Here is a 26,317-nt window from a genome sequence, read left to right on the forward strand (position 1 = left end):
TAAAACAATCTTTGATTCTGAAAACACAAATGATGAAATAAAAAAAGAATCAAGGATTAAAAAAACGCAAATGATGATTTAAGTATATCTTCGGGGAAGTGGATCTGCTTATTATCAAATGCAAAAAAAGACCTCCGGAATTTTCGGAGGTTTTTCTTTTATTACTGATTTTTGTTCAGAGTTTTATTTTGTAAATTTTAACGGATATTTTACATTGCTGTATCCGTCAATACTGGCCTTTAGAGAACCTACGGCGAGCTCTGCTTTTAGAAGTATCGGGAGGTGATTTGCATCGTTGGAAACCCACATCACCACACCTTCTTTTTCTTTAAAAACCCTTCCGCTTTTTACAGATGGAATAATTTTTAAACAATTAATAGTACCAAACTTAGTCTTAAGATTTTCTGTTCCGGTTACCTTAAGCTGAAAAGGAAACATTTCATCATCAATCCAGACATTCATATTAATTACCGTTCCCACTTTCAGTTCAGAGGGGCTTTTACTTCTTAAATAATAGAAACAGGAAAGCATATCCTGTACTCCTTTCACAGATTTTATAACCTTGGAGCCGTTGGCAGGCGTTTTTTTATCTGTAAGAACCAAAGTATTATTATCATGATTAAAGGTTGTTTCAAGATGCTGACGATAGCTTCCTTCTTTTACATTTCTTACATAAAAACTCGGAAGTTCGGTATTCATATTAATATAACTTTCATAAAGGTCATCAACCTTAAAAAACGCTCGTACCGCTCCTGTTGTCTGCCCCGTTCCCTTTACGTACAAATGCGGAACTCCTCTGTAGGCACTTTTTTTTGCTGTTAAATTAGCAGTTCCCGCATTAAGAAAACCGTAATGGATTCGCAGGCTGATAGACTCACCATCTGCAATATTGGTGATCTGACTAAAACTTAATGTAAACAGAAACACCAAAATAATACTCAAAAATTTTTTCATACTCAAAATTTTACAAAAACACTGCCAAATAAAACAACTCCGGATTTCAAAATCTATTTGATAAATCTCAGTTTTTTATTTAGACTGAATTAAATATGCTTCGCATTAAAATTAGTAAATTTGCAGCCACAAGTATAATTAAATTATCTTATTATTATGATAACGACCGATATATTGATCATAGGAGCCGGACCTACCGGGCTATTTGCCGTATTTGAAGCAGGTTTACTAAAAATGAAGTGCCATATCATTGATGCACTTCCACAGCCGGGAGGACAGTTGGCCGAGCTTTATCCAAAAAAACCTATTTTCGATATTCCGGGTTATCCATCTGTAAATGCAGGAGAGCTTATTGATAATCTGATGGAACAGATTAAGCAATTTCAGCCGGGCTTTACCTTAGGAGAGACCGCTGTTTCCTACACAAAAGTTGATGACGAATGGTTTGAAGTAATTACCAATAAGGGAACTGTTCACCGCGCAAAAGCAATTGCTATTGCAGGAGGTTTGGGAACTTTTGAACCCAGAAAACCAACGATCGAAAATATTGCCGATTACGAAGAAAACGGACTTGAATATTTTGTAAAAGAACCTGAACATTTCAGAAATAAAAAAGTAGTGATTGCCGGAGGTGGAGATTCTGCACTGGACTGGAGTATTTTCCTTTCCAATGTGGCAAGCGAAGTAACGCTGATTCACAGAAGAAACGAGTTCCGTGGTGCTTTGGATTCCGTGGAAAAAGTTCAGGATCTTAAAAACCAGGGGAAAATAAAATTAATTACACCTGCCGAAGTTACCGCCATTAAAGGTGATGGAAAAGTGGAGGCGATTACCGTAGCCGTTGACGGACAGGATCCTTATGATATTGAAACAGATTATTTTATTCCACTATTCGGATTGACACCAAAATTGGGTGAGATCGGAAACTGGGGATTGAATATTGAGAAAAATGCAATCGTGGTAAACAATGCTTTAGATTACCAGACGAATATCGACGGAATTTACGCCATCGGAGATATCAACACCTATCCTGGAAAACTTAAACTGATTCTTTGTGGCTTCCATGAAGCTACGTTAATGTGTCAGAGTGTATACAACAGGTTGAATCCGGGCAAGAAATTCGTTTTAAAGTACACAACGGTAAGCGGAGTAGACGGATTCGACGGAAGCCGAAAAGAAGCGGAGAAAGCAGTTGTGAAAAAAATTGACTAAATTTGTTGTCTGTTGACGGTTAATGTTGAAAAATGACCGCCATCAACCATTAACAAAGAACTATCAACTAAAATGAGTGATATAAATATAAAAATCACCGACCGGGAAGGTGTTACCCACGATGTGGTAGCTCCCACCGATATGTCGATGAATTTGATGGAGATTATCCGTTCTTATGAACTTGCAGAAGAAGGAACCATCGGAGTATGCGGAGGAATGGCAATGTGTGCTTCTTGCCAGGTCTATGTGATCAGCGATCCGGGACTGGAAGAAATGGGAGCAGAAGAAGATGCCATGTTAGGTGAAGCTTTTCATGTGCAGGACAACAGCAGATTAGGCTGCCAGTTGCATATTGTTCCGGAAATGGAAGGGCTGGAAGTGGAAATTGCTCCTTATCCTTAGAAAATTTTATTTAAATATAAAAACTCCCGAAGATTATTCTTTGGGAGTTTTTTATCTAATTCCTTCTTTGATATCCTAAATTGGGTACTAACATCCCTTCTTCTTTTAATTCTAATCTGTCATTATTCAACCTCATTATTTCATACAAAATAGAAACTTTATTTGAAAAATATAAAATCAGATGGTTTCCAAGAACAACCCATTTTCCTTTAAATTTGTCTAATTTATTTTTAGCAGAAAATGTTTTGTCTGCAAACTCTATGGAATGTAAAAAGATCTTATTGCTAGTTTTGATATTTATTTCAGGAAGAATAGGAAACGCAATTGTATCATCAAAGACTTTAAAGTTCCATTTTCCTTTTATTAAATTCTCACTATTTTGTTTTTGGCTCATTAGAAAGCTACTCAGAAAGATAAAAAAGAAAGGCAATATATTTTTCATAGCTTACATTATTTTTAAACTTCATCCTTCGAAATCCATTTCCCAACCGTCGGAGCTTCATAGTTTTTCATCTTTTCAAGTAAATTACCAATATCATTACTAATCAACAGCATATCGCGGTTAATTTGCTTTAAAAAGCCTTTTTCCACCATATTTTCAACAAGGTTTATTAGATCATCATAAAATCCATCAATATTAAGAATGCCAATCGGTTTTTGATGAAGCCCGAGCTGTGCCCAGGTAATCATTTCGAAGAATTCTTCCAGCGTACCATAACCTCCGGGAAGTACGATGACGCCATCACACAATTCATTCATTTTGGTCTTTCTTTCATGCATGGTTTCAACCAGAATCAGTTCGGTAAGCTGTTTGTGCGCAATTTCTTTGGATTGTAGAAAATAGGGAAGAACGCCCATCACTTTTCCTCCGGACTGTAAAGCTCCATCAGCAACAGTGCCCATCAGACCGACATTTGCGCCGCCGTAGATCAGTTGTATATTGTTTTTTGCCAGTGTTTTTCCCAGCAAAACTGCCTGTTCTTTATAAATGTCTTCCGAACCAAAACTTGATCCGCAGAATACGGTGATGCTTTTCATGGTTAAATTAGAATTAAATTTTTCTTTTTTGAGGAGATTGTCTGTTTGAGAAGAAAGATAAAATTTCAACATCGCTATCATTTACACGATAATACATAGTGTTAAATTGCAGAATAATTGCCTTGTAAACATCTTTGGTTTCGGATACAGGAAATATAAAAGGATTTTGAGATATAATTTCTATCGAACTTTCAATTTTATGAGAAAGTTTTCTGATTTCTTTATCTGTAAAATTATTTTGAAGATAATCTATGGTTTGTTCTAATTCCTTTAAAGCATTTGGAGTCCAGAAAATTTTATAACCACTTTCCATATAACTTTCTGGCTTCGGAATGAGGTTTTAATTCTTCATTATCAGCTTCGGATATTCCCTTTTCAATAGATTTTTTCTCTTCTTCCGAAATCGCATTCCACCAGTCTTTAGTTTCCTCTTTTCTAAATTGGATCAATTTTTTTATAATAGAAGTATCCTCCAATGTAGACAACCATTGAATTAATTCAAGTTTTTCATTGAGAGTCTGTGTGTTCATAATTGGTATTATTTATTCAAATTTAAAAATTTAAAATAAAAATCTATAAAGATTTAGAAACAAAAATATCCAAAATCAAAATAATTTTGGATATTCACTATAGCAATTTTACAATTCTATTTTAAAGGAATATTGGCTAGAATATCTTTCGTAAAACTCCAGAATTTCTGTGCAGAAGGAATATTCGCTTTTTCATCAGGCGAATGTGCCCCTCTGATTGTAGGTCCAAAACTCACCATTTCCATTTCCGGATAATTAGCTCCGATAATTCCGCATTCAAGGCCGGCGTGACAGGCAACAACATGAGGCTTTTCTCCGAACTTTTCAGCATAAATGTTTTCCATCAGCTTTACAATTTCCGAACCGGGCTTCGGTTTCCATCCTGGATAAGAACCGCTGAATACGGTTTTCATTCCTGCAAGCTCAGCAACGGATTTTAGCTGCTCTGCTACAGAATCTTTTGAAGATTCTACGGAAGATCTTGAAAGGTTTAAAATTTTCAATGCACCCTCTTTCAATTCTACTTTTGCCACATTGTTGGAAGATTCCACAAGATCTTTTACATCAGGGCTCATTCTGTAAACACCGTTGTGAAGTGACTTCAGCGTAAGGATGATTTTTCTTGAATCTTCTTCGGATAGGGCTTTTTCTGAAGTGGTTGAACTTTCAATGTTGATATGAAGATTAGGCTCTACGGTTGCAAACTCTTCAATAATTTCTTTTTTCAGTCCGTTGGTTACCTCATCGATGAATTCCTGGGCATTTCTTACGGAAACAATGGCCACCGCTTCTCTTGGAATAGCATTTCTCAGTCCGCCACCATCGATGGAGATCAGCTGAATATTTTCTTTTTCGAGTGCTTTATAAAGAACTCTGCCCAGAATTATATTGGCATTACCGAAACCTTTGTGGATATCCATTCCGGAATGACCACCCTGAAGGCCTTTTACTTCAATTCTGATGATTTGTCCTTTTGCTACTTCCGTATTATAGTCCTGTGAAATAGTAACGTCAATTCCGCCGGCACAGCCGATATCAATTTCGTCGTCTTCTTCCGTATCAAGGTTTAGGAGAATCTGCCCGGTCAGCTGTCCGGGTTTTAAGCCTAAAGCTCCTGTCATTCCGGTTTCTTCATCGATCGTAAAAAGAGCTTCAAGATCAGGATGCGGAATATCCGTGCTTTCCAGGATTGACATAATAGTAGCGACTCCCAGTCCGTTATCGGCTCCCAGAGTGGTTCCTTTCGCCTTTACCCAGTCTCCATCCACTTCCATTTTGATGCCTTCCGTTTCAAAATCGAAATTAACATCGTTGTTTTTCTGGCATACCATATCCAGGTGTGATTGAAGAACTACAGATTTGCGGTTTTCCATTCCCGGTGTTGCTGGTTTTTTGATAATTACATTACCCGTTTCATCAACCGTAGTTTCCAGTCCTAAGTTTTCACCGAATTCTTTAATGAATGCAATTACTTTTTCTTCTTTTTTTGAGGGTCTCGGAACAGCATTCAGCCTGGAAAAATTCTTCCAGATAATCTGCGGTTCTATATTAGATAGCTCCATTGAAATTTATTTTTCTCAAAATTACAAAATAAAAAATGCTTCCGGATATCGGAAGCAGTATTTTTACCGGCAGCAGGAAGCTTTAGCATCCGCATTCACCATAGATTGGGATGTTTACAACAGTTCCGTCCGGTTTTTCAATGGTGAGGGTTCCTTCAAAGAGCAATGCCTCTTCACCTTTTATTTTTTTACCTTTTACGGAAATTTTATAATCATCATTTTCAATTTCCTTGCTCAGTACTTCATCAGCTTCCATATCACTTGAAGCGATGAGGTTTAAAACGATTCTTTTGCCGTCAAGTTTCATGTATGCGGTTTTCCCGGCATCATCAGCGTAAATATATTTTTCGGCCAGAAAATCTGCTTTGCTTTTGGCAAAATAACATGAACATTCCTTGATTTCAGGAGGAAAAGGAAAGGTTTCGACAGCGATTTTCTTTGATGAAAGATCGGTAGCTACGCTATCTTTAACTATGTTAGAAGAATCTACTGAAGCGGAATTCTGAGATCCTTGCTGTTCTTTTTTACAGGCAACCAACAGAAAAGCTGAAAATAAAATGATAAAATATTTCATTGTTTGCGGTATATAAGTTTATCCTCTTGCTCTTTCAAGAAGTGTCATCATTAATAAGGAAAGGATCACAAGGCTTTCTTCTTCATCATCAATATCGATGAGGCGATCAAGCTGAAATCTTCTTCCGAAAAATGACGGCATTTTTTTAAGTTTAAAATATTCTTTTCCGTCAATGCCGGTAACGGTGTAGGAAGGGTTCAGGAAGTATCCTGTAAATGCTCCGACAAGCGGGATTTCGCCTACCAGATGGTCAAAAAAACGTACCCATGCACTATCTTCCTGGATTTTGAATTTTGGCTGATCATTGGCATCCAGAACATCATAGCTGGCTTTCCATAAAGAACGCATTCCTTTTCTTGCCATTCTTCCGAAGTTTCTTCCGGTGGCAATTTCCGATAAAGAATAGGAAGCATTAAAATCAATCCACTGGTTGGCTCTGATCCTGAAAAGCTCTTTGGACTTGCTTTCATCATTAAAAACAATAACATCCTCCTTCAGCTTAAACATTTTCTGACGCACATACGCCACGTAGTTACCGTTTCTGTCCGTGATGTTAAAATCACTGGCCAATGTTGTAATCTTAAATTTAAAATCCAGCGGATAATTTAAATTGTTAAGTACCATTTCGTTTATTTTTCAAGTTAATATTTAGTGGATCAAAGATAATATTAATTGCTTTAAAACAGAGGGTATCTTAACTTCATTTAATTTAAAAAGTAATGATTTTATGAACATTTAAGATTAATTTAGGCTAAAACCTCGAAAGCTTCTTTCACCCCTGCACCAGGTTTTCCGGTAACCTTGAAAGTCTCCTGCACCCCTGCGACAAACTTTCCGGAGACCGGGAAAGCTCCCTGCACCCTAGTAACGACTTTTCCGGTAACCGGGAAAGTTCCTTTCACCCCTGCGGCAACCTTTCCGGAAAGAGAATTGCTTCGGAGCATTCTGAAAATATTCTGAATCTTTTTACTTATTTTTGTGTTATGGATTACCCTAGTAAAGTTTTGGCAAAAGCAGTGGACGAAATTTCCGGCCTCCCGGGAATAGGCAGAAAAACGGCATTGCGTTTAGCGCTGCATTTATTGAAGCAGCCGGCCTCCCGATCAGTAAGTCTGGGAAATTCTCTCATCAGTCTGGTAAATGATATCAAATACTGCAAAGAATGTCATAATTTTTCAGATTTTGAAGTGTGCGAGATCTGCAGCAATCCGAAAAGACATGACGAACTGATCTGTATCGTGGAAGATGTGCGGGATGTGATTGCTATTGAAAATACAGGGAAATATACAGGAAAATATCTGATTTTAGGTGGTAAAATTTCTCCTATGGAAGGTATAGGGCCCGGTCAGCTGAATATTCCGAGTATCGAAAAAAAGCTCAGTGAAGGTAGGGTAAAAGAATTTATTTTTGCTCTAAGCGCAACCATGGAAGGCGATACCACCGCGTATTATATTTACAAAAAATTTAAAAATTTTGATATCAACTTTTCCAGTATTGCAAGAGGTATTTCCGTAGGCGATGAACTGGAATATGCCGATGAGATATCACTGGGAAGATCAATTATCAACAGGCTTCCGTATAATGAAGAGAAGTCATAATCTTATATAAAATATTTAGAATATGATCTCTGTAATAATTCCTATGTTTAATGCTGAAAAAACGATAATCAGAGCTCTTGATTCCGTGAAAAATCAGGATTACGATCTGCATCAGTTTGAAGTGATCATCATTAATGACGGATCCACGGACAGCAGTGCAAAACTGGCGGAAAACTACAGAGATAGTCATCCTGAATTGAATATTAAGATCATCAGCCAGGAAAACGGCGGGGTTTCCAAAGCCAGGAATGAAGGTATGAAAGCCGCAACAGGCCACTATATTGCACTTTTGGATTCGGATGATGAATGGCTTCCTGCAAAAACTCAAAAGCAGATGAAGTTCCTGGAAGATGAAAATCTGAATGTGGATTTTGTTACCAGCCTCAGAAACGGCGAAAAAATATGGTTTCCCTACAAAAAAAATGCAATCAATCTTGCCCGGATTACCCTGAGGAAATTATTGTTAAGAGTAGACGGGCAGACTTCTACAGCAATATTTAAAAGGAAAGTTCTGGAAAACACCGGTTTTTTTGATGAAAACCAGCAGTACTCTGAAGATGCCCATTACTGGATGAGAGTTTCCAAAAACAATTCCATGTATATTCTCGGGGAAGAACTGGTATTTACGGGAGGGGGAAAAAGATCTTTCGGAGTGTCGGGCCTTTCTGCAAATTTACCGGAAATGGAAAAAGGCATACAAAAAAACCTTCGGGAAATGTACCTCTCCGGCAGAATTCATTATTTTGAATATATTTTATTTTTTATATTCTCAAAATTGAAATATATTGTACGGATTTTTAAAACCAGCATATGATCTATAAAATCTTCTGGGCATTGAGGGCTGTTATCTATGCTCCCTTTTTCGGAAAATTCGGCTTTCCTTCATATTTGGGAAAACCGTTGTTTTTGATGGGTACCCAAAAAATTTTTATAGGCAAAAAAGTGCGTATCTTTCCGCATCTCAGATTGGAAGTGCACCGTAATGGCAATATTCATATAGAGGATGATGTAGTGATTTCCCAGAATGTGCATATTACTTCTGCGGGTGATCTTACTATCGGAAAAAGCTCACTGATACTGGCCAATGTTTTTATTACAAATATTGACCATGATTATCAGGAACTGAATAAACATATAGTGAAGCAGGAATATCTTGTAAGTGAAACGGTAATCGGGGAAAATTGCTATATTGGTATGGGAGCAGCCATCATGGCAGGTACCAGATTGGGTAAGCAGTGTATTGTGGGAGCAAACTCCGTTGTGAAGGGAGCGTTTCCGGATTATTGTGTCATTGTGGGAGCTCCGGCTAAAATTGTTAAAAAATATAATTTCGAAACCCAAAAATGGGAAAAAGTAATATAAAAGTATGGAGAAGATTCTGATCACGGGAGGTGCCGGATTTATAGGAAGCAAGCTGTCTCTGGAACTTAAGAAAAAAGGATATGAGGTTACGGTTCTGGATAATCTTTCTTCTCAGATTCACGGAAAAAATCCGGAAGAAGATTCTCCCTTGTACAGGAGCATTTCAGGGAAAGTGAATTTTATCAAAGGGGATGTGGTAAATCCTGAAGACTGGGAAAAAGCGATTGACGGGCAGGAAGTAATTGTTCATCTTGCTGCAGAAACAGGAACAGGACAATCAATGTACCAGATAGAGAAATATACGGAAGTCAATGTTTCGGGAACGGCAATAATGCTGGATATTCTGGTCAATAAACCTCACCGCGTAAAAAAAGTAGTGATTGCTTCTTCAAGAGCAGTATATGGCGAAGGGAAATATCTTCATCCGGAATTGGGATTAATTTATCCCAAACCAAGAAATATAGAAGAAATGCGCAATGGTATTTTTGAGATTATTTATCCAGATGGGCAGATGCTTCGTGCCTTGCCTACCGATGAAGAATCAAAAATACATCCTACTTCCATTTACGGAATCACAAAATATACCCAGGAGCAAATGGTGATGACAGCCTGCTCATCAATGGGTGTTGCACCGGTAGCAGTAAGATTCCAGAATGTGTATGGTGAAGGACAGTCTTTGCTGAATCCTTACACCGGTATTTTATCAATATTTTCATCACAGATCCTTAACGGTAATGATATCAACGTTTTTGAAGACGGAAACGAATCACGGGATTTCATTCATGTGGATGATGCTGTGAAGGCTACTATAAAATGTATTGAAAATGATGCGGCCAATGGTGAGATTTTCAATGTTGGTACAGGGGTTTCAACTTCAGTGACTACGGTAGCGGAAAATCTCAGGAAATTTTACAATATCGATTTTCATATCAATGTATCAGGACAGTTTCGTTTAGGAGATATAAGGCATAATTTTGCAGACATCAGCAAAATAAAATCAAAGCTTAATTTCCAGCCGGAAATTTCTTTTGAAGAGGGAATGTCGAAATTTGCGAATTGGGTACTGCGGCAGAATATCCAGGATGTAAAATTCAAGGAATCTCTGGATGAAATGAAAGTAAAAGGACTTTTAAAATGATACATCTACATGGCAAAAAAATACTCTTTTTATCAGTCAGTTTTTTTAATTACGAAAAAGCCATAGTACGAAGGCTTTCTGAGTTGGGAGCTGAGGTGGATTTTTATGACGAGCGGCCTTCCAATTCAAACTTTTCAAAAGGAATTATTCGCTTTAATAAAAAGTTTTATCAGTTAAAAATAAAAGAATATTATAACCGGATTTTAAATGAAATTCAGGGAAATACCTATGATTTTTTCTTTCTGATTAAAGGAGAAGCTATTCCTTCTTTTTTTCTTGAAAAAATAAAGGAGCGTAATCCTGAAATGGAAATGATCTATTATAATTTTGACCCATTGAAGGAGTATCCTGATCTCATTTCAAATCTTATTTATTTTGATAAAAAATTTACTTTTGAATATAACGATTCAGTAAAATATAACCTGAATTTCAGGCCATTGTTTTATCTGGATGAATATGAAAACCTGAATCTGAACCCTCAACCGCCACAGTATGATGTAGTGTTTATCGGTAGTGCTCATACAGACCGGTATATAGTGGGGGAGAAAGTGAGGACTATTGCGGATAGTCTTAATTTAAGATCTTATTTCTATTACTATGCAATGGGCAGATTTGCTTTTCGATTGAAAAAGATTGTTGATAAACATTTAAAGGAGTTTGATATTTCAAAAGTAAGTTTTGAAAAATTAAATCATCATCAGATTATTGATTTTTATAAGAAATCAAAAGCTGTTCTTGATATTAATAAACCTTTTCAGCATGGTTTAACGATCAGGACGTTTGAAGTTCTCGCTTCGGGAAGAAAATTGATCACAACCAATTCCGATATCAGGAATTACCCTTTTTACAATTCTGATAATATTCTGGTCATCGACAGGGAGGATATTCGGCTCGACCCTGAATTTTTCAAAACAGACTTCAAAAAAATAGATCCTGATGTTTTATATAAAATGTCCCTTGATTCCTTTATTGAATGTCTTTTCGGAGATTCGCAGGATGATTATTGGAATGCTTTCAGGAATAAAGCATAAGTTTTTAAACAGATAATATCCATATTATAAAAATAAAAAGCAACCCATAAGAGTTGCTTTTATTATATGAGAAAATTATTTGCTTATTTGGTTGGCGCAGGAGTCTGAGCCGGTGTTGTTGTCGTTGTAGTGGCAGCCGGAGCAGAAGATTGCTTAGCCGGAGCTTCTTTTGATACCGGTACCTGTGCAGGCGCGGCAGCGGAAGGTTTACCTGTAATCACAACGCTTAAAAGGATAAGAACGATAATCGTTGCTCCTAAAGTCCATGTTGCTTTTTCCATAAAGTCATTGGTTCTCTGTACACCAAACTGTGCAGAAGATGCTCCCCCGAAAGTACTGGAAAGACCTCCTCCTTTTGGATTTTGAGCCATAACAATGATTACCAGAAGAATACTGGCGATCATAATAAGAACCATCAATAGTATAAATATAGAATCCATTAATTTGATATCTTTTTGAATGGGCAAATTTAATCTTTTTTTACCGAATAGCAAAGAAAGATAGCGCCAAATTTGATAAAAATAAAAAACGGCAACAATTGTTGCCGTTTTTCTATAAAAATAAGAAGCCTTATTTAAAATCAGAATCTTTTGCCTGATTTATTTCATAAGATTTCACTTTCATGGTCATATCCATTCCCATTTGATTTACAGAGATCGTGTAAGGCATTTTTACTCCTGCAACATCTTTGTAATCAGAGAACGTAGTGGGAACACTTACTTCCTGTCCCTGTGCTTTAACGGTTCTTGTTTCTCCTGTTTTCAAACCCGTTTTTACACTGTAATAATAAGTTGTTTCAGGCCCTTTGATTGCATAAGAATCTTCTCCTCCTACTTTTTCAATCCCGGCTAATTTATATTCAGGAGATTTTGCGAAAGCCATTTCTTCAAAAAGCTCGGTATTTTTTTGCTTTTCGGCAATCTGTTCAGGCTTCATAGGAACTTTTTGTCCCATTTGCTCAGAATATCCTGTTTTTCCGTCAAATACCTGCTTCTGAACAACCTGTCCCATAGCGGTTACCTGTGTCATCTCTTTTCCACCCTGTGCCTTCATCATTTTCATGTCGATATTCTGACCCTGGATAGACATAGAAGCATTTACGGTGTAAGAAGAAATTTTAGAAAGGTTTGCTGTTCCTCCAATTGCAGTAAGATATTTATCTGCAACAGAAGCTACCGTTACGCTGGCGTCAACTTTCTGTGCCGTTGGTTTTGCTACAGGATTTGCATCTTTATCATAATATTTTACAGGATAACCCAGTTTTTCCAGTCCTTCAGAAATATCCGATGCTTTTCCGGCAATGAAAATTCTGCTCTTCGTTGGATAAATCGTAGAATTCACCGCACTGGAAACATCAGCAGCACTTACTTTATCGATTGATTTCAGATAATTGGTATAGAAATCGTCCGGAAGATCATAAATTTTCTGATTCAGGGCAAATCTTGCAATAGTTGCCGGCTGTTCAAGAGACATGATAAATGATCCTTTCAGTTTTGCTTTTGCGTTTTCAAGTTCTTCAGGCTTTACACTGGAAATACCGTTAAGCTCATTCATGAATTCCTTCACTGCTTTATCTGTAACCTCATTTCTTACGCTTGCACTGGCGGAGAATTGTGGAGAATACTTACTTGCACTCATGTTGGAATAGGCTCCGTAAGTAAATCCGTTTTTCTCACGAAGGTTCATGAAAAGTCTTGCTTCACCGCCACCGCCAAGAATATAGTTGGCAATGGTAGCCGGGAAGTAATTCGGGTCCTTCATCTTTAAATTGTTGATGTTGTTTACGGAAACCACAGACTGTACAGCGGTAGGTACGTCAACAACATCAATTTCTGTAGTGGCTACGTTGGTTGCAGGCTCTACAGCATTAAGCGGAGTATTTGCTTTTTTCCAGCCGCTGAATGCTTTCTCGATCATTGGTTTTACCTTCTCGAATTTTACATCACCTACAATTACAAGATAAGCATTATCCGGAGCGTAATATTTTTTGTAAATATTCTGTACGTCTGCAAGCTGTATTTTCCCGATTGTTTCAACCGTTTCAAATTCTCCTCTTGAAGTATTCTTACCGTACATTAATGCGTTGGATACTTTTGAAGCAATTGCAGATGCGTTTTTTTCTGAAGATTTTAATCCTTCAATCGCTCTTTCTTTAGAATCTTCAATTTCTTTTGCGGAAAATTTAGGATTAATGATCGCATCAGCCATTAAGCTTAATACCTGCGGAAAATATTTTGAAAGTGAATTTGCTGCAGCTCCGTTTGAAGAGAAGGAAAGATTGGCTCCAAGATAATCAACTTTCTTGTTGAAATCATCTTTACTCATTGTGGTCGTTCCGTTTTCAAACTGTTCTGCCATGATTTCACTTACTCCGGCTACACTTCCTTCATAATAAGGAGGTCTGTCCATGGTAAGACTTGCGTTTACTCTTGGCAGTTTGTTGTTTTCCACAACCATTACCGTAAGACCATTGCTCAGTTGGAAAGTTTTTGGCTTTGCAATATTGATAGCGGGAGTTGGTCCCGGTTTCGGCATTGCATTAAGATCTATTTTTTGTGCTGAAATCGTTCCTGCGAATAAAAACGCTGCAGCTATATATGTTAATTGCTTTTTCATTTGTAAAAATTTAATTTTAATAATCAATAGTAACCGGATTAGTGTTTACTTTTTTTCAGGTACGTAATTAATGATTATTCTTTGGTTTGAATTAAGATACTTTTTAGCAGCATTCTGAAGATCCTGTCTGGTGATAGATCTGTAAATGTCGATTTCTTTGTTGATAAGATTTGTATCGCCCATCAAAACATGATTTGTTGCCAATGAAGCGGCAATTCCCTGGATGCTTGAGTTAGCATTTACAAACTGATTTTCGTATTGGTTCTGAAGTTTTTGATAATCTTCTTCGGAAATCAGAGTCGTCTGAAGTTTTTTAATTTCAGCATCAATATCAGCCTGTAAAGTTGCCTTTGTTGTCTGTCCCATTGGAATTGCGAAAAAAGCGAAGATTCCGTAATCTTCAAGACCCTGATTGAAAGCAGCTACCTGTAATGCTTTTTTGTCCTGATCTACTAATTTTTTATATAGAACAGAAGATTTACCACTGCTCAGATAAGATGAAAGCATGTCTAAAATATAAGCGTCTTTCTCTTTGTTACCCGGTGTTCTGTAAGCAAATACATAAGCCGGAAGCTGGATGTTTGGATCCGTAGCCGTTACCTCTTTTTCCTGAGTAATTGGAGTGTCTTTAGGGAAGTTTTTAGGATAAACCGTTCCTTTAGGAATTCCTCCGTAATATTCCTGAATCCATTTTTTTGTCTGTTCAGGTTTGATATCTCCCGCAACAACTAAAGTAGCGTTGTTCGGAATATAGTATTTCTTATAAAATGCCTGGAACTCTTCAAGTTTTGCAGAGTTAAGGTCTTCCATAGAACCAATCGTAGGCCAGTTGTACGGGTGATTGGTAAATAAATTCTTCTGAATGGTTGTGAAAAGATTTCCATAAGGCTGGTTGTCCATTCTTAATCTCTTCTCTTCTTTTACAACTTCTCTCTGAGTATCAACACCCACCTGGTTGATTACGGCATGACGCATTCTTTCAGCCTCCATCCAAAGACCCAGTTGCTCGTTGTTGGAAGGGAAAGTTTCGTAATAATACGTTCTGTCGTTTGTTGTATTAGCGTTGTTTTGTCCTCCGTTTGAAGAAACTATCTTAAACCAGTCACCTCTTTTAATATTAGGTGTTCCTTCAAATAAAAGGTGCTCGAAGAAGTGAGCAAAACCGGTTCTTCCTTTTACTTCGTCCTTTGCACCAACATGGTACATTACACCTGTAGTTACAACCGGTGCCGAATTGTCCTGGTGAAGGATTACATGAAGACCGTTTGGTAAGTCATACTCTTCAAATTTAATTTGTTGCGCATTCAGAGCCATTCCGAAGAATGCCGCTGCTGCAACAGAAAGAAGTCGCTTTTTCATAAAATAGAAATTGTTTTGTCAATTAGTGCCAAATTTACTTTAATTGTTACAATTTTTCCAAGATAATTTTTCAGACCTTAGAATCTGTTTAAATTAAAGGTTTTTATAAACCGAATTTGTGAATTTATCTTTATTATAATTCAAAAATTCTTATTTGGGATTTTAATTGTAACTGTGTGAATATAATTATTTTATAGAATTATATTTTGATGAATTTAATAATTGAGAAATATCTTTTATCAATAAAAAATATTTATATGAAATTTTAAAACATGCGTTCCAAAGTCGTATATTTATTCAAAATACCGCCACTGCGTGGTATTGTTTTATTTTATAGTGTTAGGAATATGAATTATTTTTACAACAAACAATCCTAAATAATGAAAAGCTTTTTAGAGCAAAATGTTTCACAGGAGTCGCTCATTACGCTCTTTAGCCAGGCGCCTGTAGCTATGTGTCTGCTAACCGGTGATAATTTCAGTATCAACAGTGCCAATCCGCAGATGCTGGAAATTTGGAGCAAAGAAGCTTCTGTTATTGGCAGATCTTTATTTGAGATACTTCCTGAAATAATTGAGCAGGGTTTCAAGGAAATTTTAGAAAATGTTTACCGTACAGGAGAAATTTTTAAAGGAAACAAATGGCCTGTATTCTTAGAAAAATATGGTAAATATGAAGAATATTTCTTTACTTTTATTTTTGCTCCGGTTTATAATGACAATAAAAAAATCATCGGAATAAGCATTGTTGCCACGGAAGTTACCGATCAGATCTTTTCAGAAAGAAAACTTAAGGAAAGTGAATACCGCTTTGAACATCTCATTAAAAAATCTGATTATCCCATAGCGATCTACCGTACTGAAGAATTATATATAGAGTTTGCCAATGAACAAATGCTTAAAACCTGGGGTAAAAGTGCTTCTGTAATAGGAATGAAACTGGAAGATGCGCTTCCGGAACTTGAGGGACAGCCATTCATCGGTCTCCTGAAAAACATTTTCAAAACCGGAGAAACATATGCATCTAAAGAAGCCAGTGCGGATCTTATGGTAAACGGAAAACTTCAGACATTTTATTATGACTTTTCTTATAAACCCCTGAAAAGTCCTACCGGTGAAGTATATGCCATCTTGAACATGGCCGTAGACATTACAGATCTGGTAATGGCAAAAAAAGAAATTCAGGAAAGGGAAAAGAAATTCCGGGATCTTGCAGATTCTATGCCTCAGTTTGTCTGGACCTGCGATACGAAAGGAGAAATTACCTACATGAATAAAAGCTGGTACCGATATACCGGCTCAACGGAAAACGAAAACCAGACCAGTCTTGTGAAAAGGATGATGCGGCCGGAAACCATAGCAAAAGTTGATCAGGTATGGGAAGACTGCATAAAAACAAATACCCCTTTCGTAATGGAATATGAGCTTGAAGATCCTGTGCAGAAAGGAAATTACAGATGGTTCCTCGGAAGAGCAGTTCCTAATTTTGCCGAAAACGGGGAAGTCAATCAATGGACGGGGACTTTTACGGATATTGACGAATTCAAGCAACTCGAAACCCAGAAAGATAATTTTCTGGGAATAGCAAGCCATGAGCTTAAGACACCGCTTACGAGCCTGAAATTATATACCCAGTTCATTAAGAACAATCTTGAAAAAGCAGGTGATCCTAAAAATGCAAATGTTGCCAGAAGAATGGATTATCAGATTGATTTGTTAACAGGGCTTATCAATGAATTGCTTGATGTAACCAAAATACAGAAAGGGCAGATGCAGCTTAATGAATCTCTATTTGATTTTGATAAACTGGTGGATGAAGTGGTAGAAGAGCAGCAAATGACTTCAAGACATAAACTTTTTGTAAGCAGATCCGTCGCAATCGGGGATGTTTTTGCAGACCGGCACAGAATATCTCAGGTAATAGCCAACCTTATCAGCAACGCCATCAAATATTCACCGGATGCTGATGAAGTACATATTTCCACAAGCTTACACGGAGGTCGGGCGCAATTTAATGTTAAAGATTTCGGGATCGGTATTCCTAAGGATAAACAGTCAAAAGTTTTTGAACAGTATTACCGGATCAGCGGATCAAAAGATTATACATTTTCAGGGCTCGGACTGGGACTTTTTATCTCGGCTGAAATTATAAGAAGGACGGGCGGAGAAATTTTTGTTTCCTCTTCAGAAGGAGAAGGGTCTGATTTTTGCTTCAGAATCCCCAAGTATAAAAATTAATTTAAGTTTATCATGTCTAATGCTGCAAAAATTATGGTAGTGGATGACAGTCCCGCGATTGTTGATTCTATTGAAATGATGCTCGATTTTGAGGGGTTTGAAGTTGCCAAGTTTTATAAAGGTTCGGAAATGTTCAGTGCACTGGATCCTCATATGAAACCTGATGTTATTTTAATGGATATGTGGCTTTCCGGTGAAGATGGCAGAGATTTTTGCAAGCTTATCAAGGCTCATGAACATTTTCAGGACATTCCCGTACTCATCATGTCGGCAAGCCGCGGATTGGAACAGTCTGCGCTGGATGCAGGTGCAGATGAATTTATTGCCAAACCTTTCGATCTGGGAAATATGGTGGAAAGAATAAGGCATTACATAAAATTAACTTAGATAAATTATCGTATCTCTTACAACTTCTCTGAAAATTTATAGTTTTAAAGAATTAATTTAACACTATTTACAGTATCATCGAATTTGAATTCTCCATATAATACACTAATTTTGTGTTCCCAAATTTTTTGCAAGCATGGAGGATTATCTGAAAGGACTGAATGAATCACAATTTGAAGCTGTTACCACGTTACAGGGACCGTTAATGGTTCTTGCGGGAGCAGGTTCAGGGAAGACGCGTGTGCTTACCATGCGTATCGCACATCTCATTACAAACGGCGTAGATCCTTTTAATATTTTAGCATTAACCTTTACCAACAAGGCAGCAAAAGAAATGAAGGAACGTATTGCCAAAGTGGTGGGGCAGAGCAATGCAAGAAGTCTATGGATGGGAACTTTTCACTCGGTTTTTGCAAGGATCCTGAGAAATGAAGCGCACTATCTGGGATATCCTTCCAATTTTACCATTTATGATCAGCAGGATGCCCTGAATGTCATCAAAAAAGTATTGAAAGATATGAATATTGATGCCGATTTGTATAAACCTAAAAAAGTTCAGGCAAGAATTTCTACCTATAAAAATAATCTGATTACTGTAAAGGCTTATTATGCCAATCCCGAACTTATTGAGGCCGACGAAAAGGCCAATATGAAATTTATCGGGCAAATTTATCAGCGATATGTTGAGCAGTGCTTCAAAAACGGGTCTATGGATTTTGACGACCTTTTGCTTAAAACCAATGAGCTGCTTACCCGCTTTCCGGAAGTACTGGCTAAGTATCAGGATAGATTCAGGTATATTCTCGTGGATGAGTATCAGGATACCAACCATTCCCAGTACCTTATTGTAAAAGCGTTGGCTTCAAAATTTGAAAATATCTGCGTGGTGGGAGATGACGCACAGTCTATTTACTCTTTCCGTGGTGCCAATATCTATAATATCTTAAACTTTAAAAAAGACTATCCGGACGCAGTAACAGTTTCCCTGGAACAGAATTACCGCTCTACCCAGAACATTGTAAATGCTGCCAATGTGGTTATTGCTAAAAACCTTCAGCAGTTCAAGAAGAATGTTTTCAGTGAAAATGAAGAAGGAGATAAAATCAAGATTTACCGCTCGCTTTCAGATGCCGATGAAGCGAATTTTGTGGCCGGAAATATCTGGGAAACCAGAAACCGTGAACAGAGGAAATACAGTGATTTTGCAATCTTATACCGCACCAACTCTCAGACACGGGCTTTTGAAGATGCATTAAGGCGTAAGAATATTCCGTATAAAGTATATGGAGGTCTGTCTTTCTATCAAAGGAAAGAGGTAAAAGACCTGATTGCCTACCTTCGGCTTTTGGTGAACGAAAATGATTCTGAAGCATTGATGCGGATTATTAATTATCCTGCAAGAGGAATCGGTGAAACTACTCAGAATAAATTGGTTGTATTTGCCGATGCTCAGAATGTTTCGGTATCGAAAGTATTAGACAATCTTACGATGTATTCACCGCATTTAGGCTTTAACAATGGCGTTTTGAATAAGCTCAGTGATTTCTGGTCGATGATTAAAGCATTTCAGGTATTGCTTAAAACAGAAACGGCTTACAGTGTGGCCATGGAAGTTGCCAAAAGAAGCGGACTGATTAAATTCCTAAAAGACGATCAGACACCGGAAGGGATTTCCCGTGTAGAAAACGTTCAGGAATTAATGAACTCTATGCAGGGGTTTATCGAAGAGCAGATGCAGCTGGAAGACGGTGATCCAAGCTTACCGAATTTCCTTGAAAATATTGCCCTTTCCGCAGATACCCAAGATAAAAATAATGAAGAAGATATGGTTTCTCTAATGACCATTCACCTTTCAAAAGGACTGGAATTCCCGGTTGTACATCTGGTGGGTCTGGAAGAAAACCTGTTCCCGAGCTTTATGAGTTCATCTACCAGGGAAGATCTCGAAGAAGAAAGACGTTTGTTCTATGTTGCTCTCACGAGAGCTGAAAAGCAGGCATTTTTCTCATATGCCATTTCACGATTCCAGTGGGGGAAAATTACTGATGCGGAACCGTCAAGATTCCTTAGTGAAATTGATGATATCTATCTGGAATTTGTAAATCCGGCTATTGAAAAACGTTTCATCAATAATTCAGGGGTAAGATCCAATATTTTCGACGAGCATCCGTCTGAAATGAGAAGTTTCAAAAAAGTTGAAAAGAAAACTATCGAAAGAAGCGGGGATTCTAAACCTATCGCCGAACCGAGAAAGCTTAAACCGGTGAGCACTGCAAAAATCATCAATCCGAGCGGCGCATCTTCTCAGGATATAGAAGTAGGTGATAAAGTAAGACACGACCGTTTCGGAATCGGTGAAGTGACTTTCCTGGATGGTACCGATCCTCAGAATATCAAAGCAAAGGTTATTTTCCAGCATGAAGGAGAAAAAAATCTTATTCTGAAATATGCTAAACTAACGAAGATTTAAAAAAAACAAAAACAGAGGTTTTAAATTTGTGTATTTAATTAGTCTATAAATTTTGTGGACTAATAAATATGCTTTACATTTGCTGCTTCAAATAGTAAAAGAGCAATGTATGAAAAATAAAAAAGCTATACTTTCGGCTTCCGTATTATTTTTCCTGGGAACATTTACCTATGCACAGGAAAAGGATACACTCAAAACAAATAATGTAGAAGAAGTTGTGATCCTGGGTTCCAGAAGTGGAGCGAGATCCAAAACAGACAGTCCTGTTCCGGTGGATGTGTTTAATATTAAAGAGTCTTCGGTTATTTTACCGCAAACTAATATAGGACAAATTCTTAACGCCATTGCGCCGTCATTTACATCAACCATACAGACTAATGCAGACGGTACCGATCATCTGGACCCTGCACAGCTGAGAGGGCTTGGTCCGGATCAGGTTTTGGTTTTGGTAAACGGAAAAAGAAGGCATACTTCGGCACTTGTAAATGTAAACGGATCACCGGGAAGAGGAACGGTAGGAACAGACCTGAATGCCATTCCGTCTTTTGCCATCAACAGGATTGAAGTTTTAAGAGATGGTGCTTCTGCGCAGTATGGTTCCGATGCGATTGCCGGAGTTATTAATTTAGGCTTAAAAAAAGATACCGGAAAACTCACGGGACAGTTAAGCTATGGCGGAAATCTTACGCCTGCAGCAAATGATCATACCGGAGATTTTGACGGTCAGAATATTCAGGTTGACCTTAATTACGGGAATAAAATCGGGAAAAAAGGAGGTTTCTACAATATTACCTGGACTTCACAGTTCCGGAATCCTACTTTCAGAGCGGGAACGGAAAGCGGAAATATTTTCAATGCCTACAATGCGATTGAACAGCGTGCTTTAAATAACGGTGTCAATCTTTCTTCACTATTCAGCAACATCAACAATACGGCAAACTCACAGCAGATTATTAATACGATTCACCAGTATGCGCAGGATGTAAACTATTTTTCCCAGGCTTATCAGAATCAGATCCAGTCGGCAACTACAATTTCTGCATTACAAGGACTTTTGGGCGCCAATGTAACCGATCAGGAGCTGGCTTACCGTGGATTGAACAGAAAAGATTTCAATATGCAGGTGGGACAGTCGAAATTGAATAATCATCAGCTTTTCGCCAATATTGAAGTGCCGTTGAATGACAACTGGAAAGTTTATACTTTTGGCGGTTACAGCTTCAGGCACGGTACTTCCGGAGGCTTCTACAGAAGACCCAACCAAAGCAGAACCTTTACGGGATTATACCCGAATGGATATCTGCCGCAGATCGGGACCGATATTCAGGATCTTTCTCTTTCTGCAGGAATTAAAGGAAACTGGAAAGGCTGGAATGTTGATTTCAGCAATACGTTCGGACATAATTCTTTTAATTATGACATCAAAAATACAGGGAACACCTCTTTACGATTTAATTCTCCAAATGAATTTGATGCAGGAGGGCTGAGGTTTTCCCAAAACACCATTAATCTGGATTTTTCAAAAAAATATGATGTTTGGAGCGGGATCAACATCGCATTCGGTGCAGAACATCGTTATGAAAACTTTAAAATAACACCAGGAGAAGAAGCCTCCTATTCAGCGTATGATATCAATGGTAATTTACAGACGGCCGCTACTCCGAATAATTTGAAGCCTACTGACTTCTTTGGAAATCTCCTTCCGGGCGGATCGCAGGTTTTCGGAGGTTTCAGGGCTGCAAATGCGGTCAATAAAAACCGACAGGCCGTGGCAGGATATGCCGATTTTGAATTCAATTTTACCGACTGGCTTTTGGCTGATGCCGCAGTGCGCTATGAAAATTATTCGGATTTCGGATCTACATTTAATTATAAATTGGCTTCAAGAATTAAGCTTGATGATAATCTCAACTTCAGGTTTGCAGGTTCTACAGGTTTCAGGGCGCCTTCTATTCATCAGATTTATTATAATGTAACTTCCACATTATTTACCAACGGACAGCTTCTGGAAGTGGGAACTTTCAGCAATGACTCCAGAATTGCCAATTTATTGGGAATTCCAAGCCTGAAACAGGAAACCTCAAAATCAGCGAGTGTGGGATTTACTTATAAAATTCCTTCTGCGAACCTGAGTTTTACAGCAGACGGATATTTTACCAGAATTGATGACCGAATTGTTCTTACAGGACAGTTCACAAGAGCTGCTGTTTCTCTGCAGGCTCAGGCTGCTTTTGATGCTGCAGGTGTAAATGCAGCCCAGCTTTTTGCCAATGCAATAGATACCGAAACGAAAGGATTGGATGTGGTAATCAGTCATAACATTAGATTCTCAGGTTTAAAACTTGATAATAATTTTGCAGTCAACCTCAACAAAACCAAAAAAGTGGGTGATATCCATTCCTCAGGTTCTCTACAGTCCCCGAGCTTAGAAAATATCTATTTTTCCGAAGCTTCAAGAATTTACCTGGAAGAAGCCGTACCGAGAGTAAAAGCAAGTTTATCCAATCAGCTTAGTTTTGGAAAGGCCATTTTCTATCTTAGAAATACCTATTTCGGTAAAGTGACCAGCCCGGATATTATCGACGCCAATGGAGACGGGATTGTTTCTCCTAATGAACACCAGGAAATTACCGACAAAATCATTACCGATGTGTCTTTAGCATACCAGTTTACTAAGAATATCGGTCTTACAGCAGGAGTCAACAATTTGTTTGATATTTATCCCACTAAAAATCTCCCTGCGTCCAGTAATAATGACCAGTTTATCTATTCCCGGTCAACCTCACAGTTCGGACAAAACGGAAGGTTTGTGTTTACAAGACTTAATTTTAATTTTTAAGCCTGCTTTTATACTGAATTTACAATGAATCCGGATATTCCGGGTTCATTTTTTATATAACTGGACTTCAATTTGTATCTTTAAACCATCAAATAAAGTTGACAATGAAAAGGATTCTGATATTTTTAGTTTTTACACTGTTTTCAGTACCGTTTTTTTCACAGGAATACCGTACCGAAAATAATATTCATTATTATGATGAAAAAACGAATGCATCTGATGTTTACATCAACGAAAGATGCGTTCTGGATCTATATGTTCCTAAAAATACTAAAAACTTTTCCACGGTAATCTGGTTTCATGGCGGAGGAATCACAGGTGGAGAAAAAGAAATTCCCGAAGCTTTAAAAAATAAAGGGATTGCCGTGATTGGTGTTAATTACAGGCTTTCGCCAAAAGTAAATGCTCCCAAGTATATTGAAGATGCAGCAGCAGCTACGGCCTGGGTTTTTAATAATATTAAAAGATACGGAGGTGATGAAAGCAAAATTTTTATTTCCGGACATTCAGCCGGAGGCTATCTTGCGATTATGGTAGGACTAAATAAAATGTACCTCAATACCTATGGAATTGATGCCAATAAGCTTGCCGCAATCGTTCCCTTCAGCGGACAAATGATATCCCATTTTACCATAAGAAAAGAGAAAGGGATTGATGAACTGGATGCCAGAATTGATGAATATGCACCGCTTCATTTCATTAGGGCAGATGCACCGCCGTTGCTTCTCATAACCGGTGACCGTGAAAAAGAACTGTTGGGAAGGTATGAAGAAAATGCGTACATGGCCCGTATGATGAAACTGAAAGGCCATAAGGAAACCACATTGTACGAACTTCAGGGATTCGATCACGGAGGAATGGCCTTGCCTGCTTTTCCTTTATTGCTTAATGAAATCAAAAAAGTTGAAAAACTGAAAAAATAAACATTTAATAAATAGTTGAACAGTAGCTTTGCAAATTATTTGCAAAGTTTTTTTGTCCTTTCAAATGGGATTAAAATTTATTTCGGTATGGGAATTTTCTACAACAATGCACTTTGTGATATTTATATTGGAAAAAATGCGGGCGCAAAGATGCTGCAGGACATCAGGAATGCTCAGAAAAATGTGAAAATTGTTTCTCCTTATCTTTCACCTTTTTTAATTAAAGAGCTTATTTACCTTCATTCTAAAGGAATTAAGATCCGGTTGATTACCAGTGATGAAATCGAGGACTTTTACGGGTATGACAAAAATATTCACAAGCTTATTATCCAGCATAGACATGTTGATGAAAAAGCACAGCAAAAAAGGAATGATCTTATAAGCCTTTCAGGAACGCTGCTTTTTGCGATGATCGGATTAGGCCTTATTTTGCTTGCATTAATGTATTTTTTAAATAATGTAACCTTTGCCTACGGTTTTATTATGATTGTTCTGATGTTTTTGGTAAGAGATTCGGTCGTTAAGAAAATAAAAAAAACCAAGATTTATCATTATACTTATAAACAGCTGTTTCCGTTTAAAGTATATGTTTCCCCCACTCATGGAAACGCTACTAATAAAACCTTTATTCATAGTAAAATTTACATTATTGATGATGAGATTGCTTATTTAGGTTCTCTTAATTTTACGGGAAGCGGCGTGAAAGACAACCACGAAACCAGAATCAGAACTACTGATCCGAACGCTGTTGCAAAAATAATAGAAGAAATGAAAGAAATCTTTTATCATTCTAATCTGCCTGAAAGAGATATCCAGTTTTGGGGAAGCCAGCTGTATGATGAACCGGATAATTAAGGCGAGCTGTGAATTTGCTGCACAGGTAATGGTGAATTAATATAAGATGAAATTATTATCGAACTTTTAAATTCACTGCAAAGCAGATTGACCATTCACATTTAATCAACCACTGCATTAATTTTCTGCCACAGAATGTCATCAAAATCAGATAAAGCAAGATTTACATTATCCGCGGCATCGCCCATTCTTATGATGACTATTTTTTTACCGGGAACCACATAGATTTTCTGGTCATTTTTTCCTAACGCACAAAACATATCATCCGGCGCGCTGGGAATCAGTTTTCCATTAAACTGAAATTGGGTCTGCGGAAGATGGTAACTCGATTTGCCGTTGAGCCACCAAAGATATCCGTAAGCTAAATTGATATTCTGGGAAGTATTGGTTGCGTTTTGAAAATAGGCGGAGTTAATGATCTGGTTTCCGTTCCAGTTACCATTGTTTAAAGCCATTAATCCGAAACGGGCCATGCTTCTAGTTGTACTCCAGTAAACACTGTTGTCACCGCTTTGGATCCAGTTTCCGGTCATTCCTATTTTATCCCTCAGTTTAGCGTTGAAATATTGGGTCCAGGTTTGTCCTGTCGCCGCCGCAACAACATCCTGAAGTTTAACATATACATTATGATACGCCCAACGAGTTCCTGCGTCAGCCTTATATTTTAAATTGGCAGGACTTACATCATCACCCAGGCTGTCATCCAGTCCGGAAGTCATGGAGAGGAGATTTTTGCAGGTAATTAAATTTTCCTTGGCTAAAGGCGCGCTCGTCCAGCCGGTTCCGATATAAGCTGAAACTTTGTTGTTAATATTTAAAAAACCTTCCTGCTCTGCAATTCCGGTAAGGGTGGATGTTAAGGTTTTTCCGGCACTCGCCCAATACCAGGGGGTAGTAGCAGTATGTCCAGAAAAATAATTTTCCATTACAATTCTGCCGTTCTGCAGAATGATAAAGCTTTTAGAATTTTTGGTCTGAAGATAATTCAGCAGATCCTTAACTTTATCCTGATGCCAACCTAAGGAAGAAAGAGATTTTGTTTCCCATACATCACTTCCGGACGGTGGGAAATACATGGCTTCTGTGAATGCAGGATTTTCAGTTTGTGTATTTTCAGTTTCCGAATTATTCGGGCTACAGGCGATTAAGGAGAAGCATGCGTAAATAAAGAGTACAGGTTTTAATTTCATCTCAAATGGTTTTACATTCATACCTTTGATGAACGGATAC

26 protein-coding genes are annotated in these 26,317 nt (G+C 37.7%); 13 read left to right on the top strand and 13 right to left on the bottom strand.

Annotated features, from left to right (window positions below):
• Nucleotides 1-183: 183 nt before the first annotated feature.
• A complete protein-coding gene (locus ODE14_RS18430) occupies nt 184-954 on the bottom strand; it encodes a DUF3108 domain-containing protein (RefSeq protein WP_248394565.1) in 771 nt (256 codons plus the stop codon).
• Between the two features lie 156 nt (nt 955-1,110).
• Between ODE14_RS18430 and ODE14_RS18435 the strand changes: the two genes are divergently transcribed.
• On the top strand, nt 1,111-2,166 hold the full coding sequence (locus tag ODE14_RS18435) for an NAD(P)/FAD-dependent oxidoreductase (protein WP_248394564.1): 1,056 nt from the start codon (nt 1,111-1,113) through the stop codon (nt 2,164-2,166).
• A 72-nt stretch (nt 2,167-2,238) separates the two neighbouring features.
• Complete coding sequence (locus ODE14_RS18440; protein ID WP_248394562.1) at nt 2,239-2,568, top strand: 2Fe-2S iron-sulfur cluster-binding protein; 330 nt, start codon at nt 2,239-2,241, stop codon at nt 2,566-2,568.
• A gap of 55 nt (nt 2,569-2,623) precedes the next feature.
• Here the strand turns inward: ODE14_RS18440 and ODE14_RS18445 are convergent, their stop codons facing one another.
• From ODE14_RS18445 to ODE14_RS18480, 8 genes are all read right to left on the bottom strand, one after another.
• The gene (locus ODE14_RS18445) at nt 2,624-3,010 is read right to left on the bottom strand and encodes a lipocalin family protein (protein ID WP_263602450.1); all 387 of its coding nucleotides are present in this window, start codon (nt 3,008-3,010) and stop codon (nt 2,624-2,626) included.
• A gap of 14 nt (nt 3,011-3,024) precedes the next feature.
• Complete coding sequence (locus ODE14_RS18450) at nt 3,025-3,606, bottom strand: TIGR00730 family Rossman fold protein (protein ID WP_263602451.1); 582 nt, start codon at nt 3,604-3,606, stop codon at nt 3,025-3,027.
• Nucleotides 3,607-3,619: 13 nt separating this feature from the next.
• Nucleotides 3,620-3,919, bottom strand: a complete 300-nt coding sequence (locus tag ODE14_RS18455; RefSeq protein ID WP_248394559.1) for a type II toxin-antitoxin system RelE/ParE family toxin — start codon at nt 3,917-3,919, stop codon at nt 3,620-3,622.
• A complete protein-coding gene (locus ODE14_RS18460) occupies nt 3,903-4,136 on the bottom strand; it encodes a hypothetical protein (RefSeq protein WP_248394558.1) in 234 nt (77 codons plus the stop codon). The genes ODE14_RS18455 and ODE14_RS18460 overlap by 17 nt, the downstream gene beginning before the upstream one ends.
• Before the next feature lie 116 nt (nt 4,137-4,252).
• Nucleotides 4,253-5,698 carry an aminoacyl-histidine dipeptidase gene (locus ODE14_RS18465; protein WP_263602452.1) on the bottom strand — a complete coding sequence of 482 codons (1,446 nt, stop codon included), beginning with the start codon at nt 5,696-5,698 and terminating at the stop codon, nt 4,253-4,255.
• 82 nt (nt 5,699-5,780) lie between these two features.
• On the bottom strand, nt 5,781-6,272 hold the full coding sequence (locus ODE14_RS18470; protein ID WP_263602453.1) for a hypothetical protein: 492 nt from the start codon (nt 6,270-6,272) through the stop codon (nt 5,781-5,783).
• Nucleotides 6,273-6,290: 18 nt separating this feature from the next.
• Entirely contained in the window at nt 6,291-6,896 is a 606-nt protein-coding gene (locus ODE14_RS18475) for a hypothetical protein (RefSeq protein ID WP_263602454.1), read from the bottom strand.
• A 122-nt stretch (nt 6,897-7,018) separates the two neighbouring features.
• Nucleotides 7,019-7,216 (bottom strand): hypothetical protein, encoded by a 198-nt coding sequence (locus ODE14_RS18480; protein ID WP_263602455.1) that lies wholly within the window; start codon nt 7,214-7,216, stop codon nt 7,019-7,021.
• 39 nt (nt 7,217-7,255) lie between these two features.
• Here ODE14_RS18480 and recR point away from each other — a divergent pair, with 39 nt between their 5' ends.
• From recR to ODE14_RS18505, 5 genes are read left to right on the top strand one after another with little or no spacing between them, the layout of a single operon-like run.
• On the top strand, nt 7,256-7,870 hold the full coding sequence (recR, locus tag ODE14_RS18485; RefSeq protein WP_263602456.1) for a recombination mediator RecR: 615 nt from the start codon (nt 7,256-7,258) through the stop codon (nt 7,868-7,870).
• A gap of 22 nt (nt 7,871-7,892) precedes the next feature.
• On the top strand, nt 7,893-8,684 hold the full coding sequence (locus ODE14_RS18490) for a glycosyltransferase family 2 protein (RefSeq protein ID WP_263602457.1): 792 nt from the start codon (nt 7,893-7,895) through the stop codon (nt 8,682-8,684).
• Nucleotides 8,681-9,232 (top strand): acyltransferase, encoded by a 552-nt coding sequence (locus ODE14_RS18495; RefSeq protein WP_263602458.1) that lies wholly within the window; start codon nt 8,681-8,683, stop codon nt 9,230-9,232. The genes ODE14_RS18490 and ODE14_RS18495 overlap by 4 nt, the downstream gene beginning before the upstream one ends.
• A 4-nt stretch (nt 9,233-9,236) precedes the next feature.
• Complete coding sequence (locus ODE14_RS18500; RefSeq protein WP_263602459.1) at nt 9,237-10,370, top strand: NAD-dependent epimerase/dehydratase family protein; 1,134 nt, start codon at nt 9,237-9,239, stop codon at nt 10,368-10,370.
• Nucleotides 10,367-11,401 (top strand): hypothetical protein, encoded by a 1,035-nt coding sequence (locus ODE14_RS18505; protein WP_263602460.1) that lies wholly within the window; start codon nt 10,367-10,369, stop codon nt 11,399-11,401. The genes ODE14_RS18500 and ODE14_RS18505 overlap by 4 nt, the downstream gene beginning before the upstream one ends.
• 83 nt (nt 11,402-11,484) lie before the next feature.
• Here the strand turns inward: ODE14_RS18505 and secG are convergent, their stop codons facing one another.
• From secG to ODE14_RS18520, 3 genes are all read right to left on the bottom strand, one after another.
• On the bottom strand, nt 11,485-11,841 hold the full coding sequence (gene secG, locus ODE14_RS18510) for a preprotein translocase subunit SecG (RefSeq protein WP_263602461.1): 357 nt from the start codon (nt 11,839-11,841) through the stop codon (nt 11,485-11,487).
• A gap of 130 nt (nt 11,842-11,971) precedes the next feature.
• Nucleotides 11,972-14,017, bottom strand: a complete 2,046-nt coding sequence (locus tag ODE14_RS18515; RefSeq protein WP_263602462.1) for a M16 family metallopeptidase — start codon at nt 14,015-14,017, stop codon at nt 11,972-11,974.
• A 45-nt stretch (nt 14,018-14,062) separates the two neighbouring features.
• Nucleotides 14,063-15,376 carry a M16 family metallopeptidase gene (locus ODE14_RS18520; RefSeq protein WP_248394546.1) on the bottom strand — a complete coding sequence of 438 codons (1,314 nt, stop codon included), beginning with the start codon at nt 15,374-15,376 and terminating at the stop codon, nt 14,063-14,065.
• Nucleotides 15,377-15,756: 380 nt separating this feature from the next.
• Between ODE14_RS18520 and ODE14_RS18525 the strand changes: the two genes are divergently transcribed.
• The 6 genes from ODE14_RS18525 to ODE14_RS18550 all read left to right on the top strand — a co-directional run bounded on the left by ODE14_RS18525 (nt 15,757) and on the right by ODE14_RS18550 (nt 25,087).
• Nucleotides 15,757-17,613, top strand: a complete 1,857-nt coding sequence (locus ODE14_RS18525) for an ATP-binding protein (protein ID WP_263602463.1) — start codon at nt 15,757-15,759, stop codon at nt 17,611-17,613.
• 12 nt (nt 17,614-17,625) lie between these two features.
• A complete protein-coding gene (locus ODE14_RS18530; protein WP_263602464.1) occupies nt 17,626-18,000 on the top strand; it encodes a response regulator transcription factor in 375 nt (124 codons plus the stop codon).
• Between the two features lie 136 nt (nt 18,001-18,136).
• Nucleotides 18,137-20,470, top strand: a complete 2,334-nt coding sequence (locus tag ODE14_RS18535) for an ATP-dependent helicase (protein WP_263602465.1) — start codon at nt 18,137-18,139, stop codon at nt 20,468-20,470.
• Between the two features lie 109 nt (nt 20,471-20,579).
• Nucleotides 20,580-23,309 carry a TonB-dependent receptor plug domain-containing protein gene (locus ODE14_RS18540; protein ID WP_263602466.1) on the top strand — a complete coding sequence of 910 codons (2,730 nt, stop codon included), beginning with the start codon at nt 20,580-20,582 and terminating at the stop codon, nt 23,307-23,309.
• A gap of 104 nt (nt 23,310-23,413) precedes the next feature.
• The gene (locus ODE14_RS18545) at nt 23,414-24,232 is read left to right on the top strand and encodes an alpha/beta hydrolase (protein ID WP_263602467.1); all 819 of its coding nucleotides are present in this window, start codon (nt 23,414-23,416) and stop codon (nt 24,230-24,232) included.
• A gap of 87 nt (nt 24,233-24,319) precedes the next feature.
• Entirely contained in the window at nt 24,320-25,087 is a 768-nt protein-coding gene (locus tag ODE14_RS18550; RefSeq protein ID WP_248394540.1) for a phospholipase D-like domain-containing protein, read from the top strand.
• Between the two features lie 101 nt (nt 25,088-25,188).
• On the opposite strand, the gene ODE14_RS18555 is transcribed toward ODE14_RS18550, so the two are convergent.
• Nucleotides 25,189-26,277: a serine hydrolase domain-containing protein gene (locus ODE14_RS18555; RefSeq protein ID WP_263602468.1), complete on the bottom strand. Its 1,089-nt coding sequence runs from the start codon at nt 26,275-26,277 to the stop codon at nt 25,189-25,191.
• Nucleotides 26,278-26,317 lie beyond the last annotated feature (40 nt).

The organism is Chryseobacterium sp. PET-29, assembly GCF_025736815.1.
In the GTDB taxonomy this organism is placed as follows: Bacteria; Bacteroidota; Bacteroidia; order Flavobacteriales; family Weeksellaceae; genus Chryseobacterium; species Chryseobacterium nepalense.

Excerpts from the sequence above, each read along its gene's own strand:
- ODE14_RS18555 (WP_263602468.1), bottom strand. The coding sequence starts at position 26,277 with ATGAAATTAAAACCTGTACTCTTTATTTACGCATGCTTCTCCTTAATC.
- ODE14_RS18520 (WP_248394546.1), bottom strand. The coding sequence starts at position 15,376 with ATGAAAAAGCGACTTCTTTCTGTTGCAGCAGCGGCATTCTTCGGAATG.
- ODE14_RS18465 (WP_263602452.1), bottom strand. The coding sequence starts at position 5,698 with ATGGAGCTATCTAATATAGAACCGCAGATTATCTGGAAGAATTTTTCC.
- ODE14_RS18480 (WP_263602455.1), bottom strand. The coding sequence starts at position 7,216 with ATGCTCCGAAGCAATTCTCTTTCCGGAAAGGTTGCCGCAGGGGTGAAA.
- ODE14_RS18515 (WP_263602462.1), bottom strand. The coding sequence starts at position 14,017 with ATGAAAAAGCAATTAACATATATAGCTGCAGCGTTTTTATTCGCAGGA.
- secG (WP_263602461.1), bottom strand. The coding sequence starts at position 11,841 with ATGGATTCTATATTTATACTATTGATGGTTCTTATTATGATCGCCAGT.
- ODE14_RS18430 (WP_248394565.1), bottom strand. The coding sequence starts at position 954 with ATGAAAAAATTTTTGAGTATTATTTTGGTGTTTCTGTTTACATTAAGT.
- ODE14_RS18525 (WP_263602463.1), top strand. The coding sequence starts at position 15,757 with ATGAAAAGCTTTTTAGAGCAAAATGTTTCACAGGAGTCGCTCATTACG.
- ODE14_RS18440 (WP_248394562.1), top strand. The coding sequence starts at position 2,239 with ATGAGTGATATAAATATAAAAATCACCGACCGGGAAGGTGTTACCCAC.
- ODE14_RS18475 (WP_263602454.1), bottom strand. The coding sequence starts at position 6,896 with ATGGTACTTAACAATTTAAATTATCCGCTGGATTTTAAATTTAAGATT.
- ODE14_RS18470 (WP_263602453.1), bottom strand. The coding sequence starts at position 6,272 with ATGAAATATTTTATCATTTTATTTTCAGCTTTTCTGTTGGTTGCCTGT.
- ODE14_RS18530 (WP_263602464.1), top strand. The coding sequence starts at position 17,626 with ATGTCTAATGCTGCAAAAATTATGGTAGTGGATGACAGTCCCGCGATT.
- ODE14_RS18540 (WP_263602466.1), top strand. The coding sequence starts at position 20,580 with ATGAAAAATAAAAAAGCTATACTTTCGGCTTCCGTATTATTTTTCCTG.
- ODE14_RS18505 (WP_263602460.1), top strand. The coding sequence starts at position 10,367 with ATGATACATCTACATGGCAAAAAAATACTCTTTTTATCAGTCAGTTTT.
- recR (WP_263602456.1), top strand. The coding sequence starts at position 7,256 with ATGGATTACCCTAGTAAAGTTTTGGCAAAAGCAGTGGACGAAATTTCC.
- ODE14_RS18490 (WP_263602457.1), top strand. The coding sequence starts at position 7,893 with ATGATCTCTGTAATAATTCCTATGTTTAATGCTGAAAAAACGATAATC.
- ODE14_RS18435 (WP_248394564.1), top strand. The coding sequence starts at position 1,111 with ATGATAACGACCGATATATTGATCATAGGAGCCGGACCTACCGGGCTA.
- ODE14_RS18455 (WP_248394559.1), bottom strand. The coding sequence starts at position 3,919 with ATGGAAAGTGGTTATAAAATTTTCTGGACTCCAAATGCTTTAAAGGAA.
- ODE14_RS18460 (WP_248394558.1), bottom strand. The coding sequence starts at position 4,136 with ATGAACACACAGACTCTCAATGAAAAACTTGAATTAATTCAATGGTTG.
- ODE14_RS18450 (WP_263602451.1), bottom strand. The coding sequence starts at position 3,606 with ATGAAAAGCATCACCGTATTCTGCGGATCAAGTTTTGGTTCGGAAGAC.
- ODE14_RS18495 (WP_263602458.1), top strand. The coding sequence starts at position 8,681 with ATGATCTATAAAATCTTCTGGGCATTGAGGGCTGTTATCTATGCTCCC.
- ODE14_RS18445 (WP_263602450.1), bottom strand. The coding sequence starts at position 3,010 with ATGAAAAATATATTGCCTTTCTTTTTTATCTTTCTGAGTAGCTTTCTA.
- ODE14_RS18545 (WP_263602467.1), top strand. The coding sequence starts at position 23,414 with ATGAAAAGGATTCTGATATTTTTAGTTTTTACACTGTTTTCAGTACCG.
- ODE14_RS18500 (WP_263602459.1), top strand. The coding sequence starts at position 9,237 with ATGGAGAAGATTCTGATCACGGGAGGTGCCGGATTTATAGGAAGCAAG.
- ODE14_RS18535 (WP_263602465.1), top strand. The coding sequence starts at position 18,137 with ATGGAGGATTATCTGAAAGGACTGAATGAATCACAATTTGAAGCTGTT.
- ODE14_RS18550 (WP_248394540.1), top strand. The coding sequence starts at position 24,320 with ATGGGAATTTTCTACAACAATGCACTTTGTGATATTTATATTGGAAAA.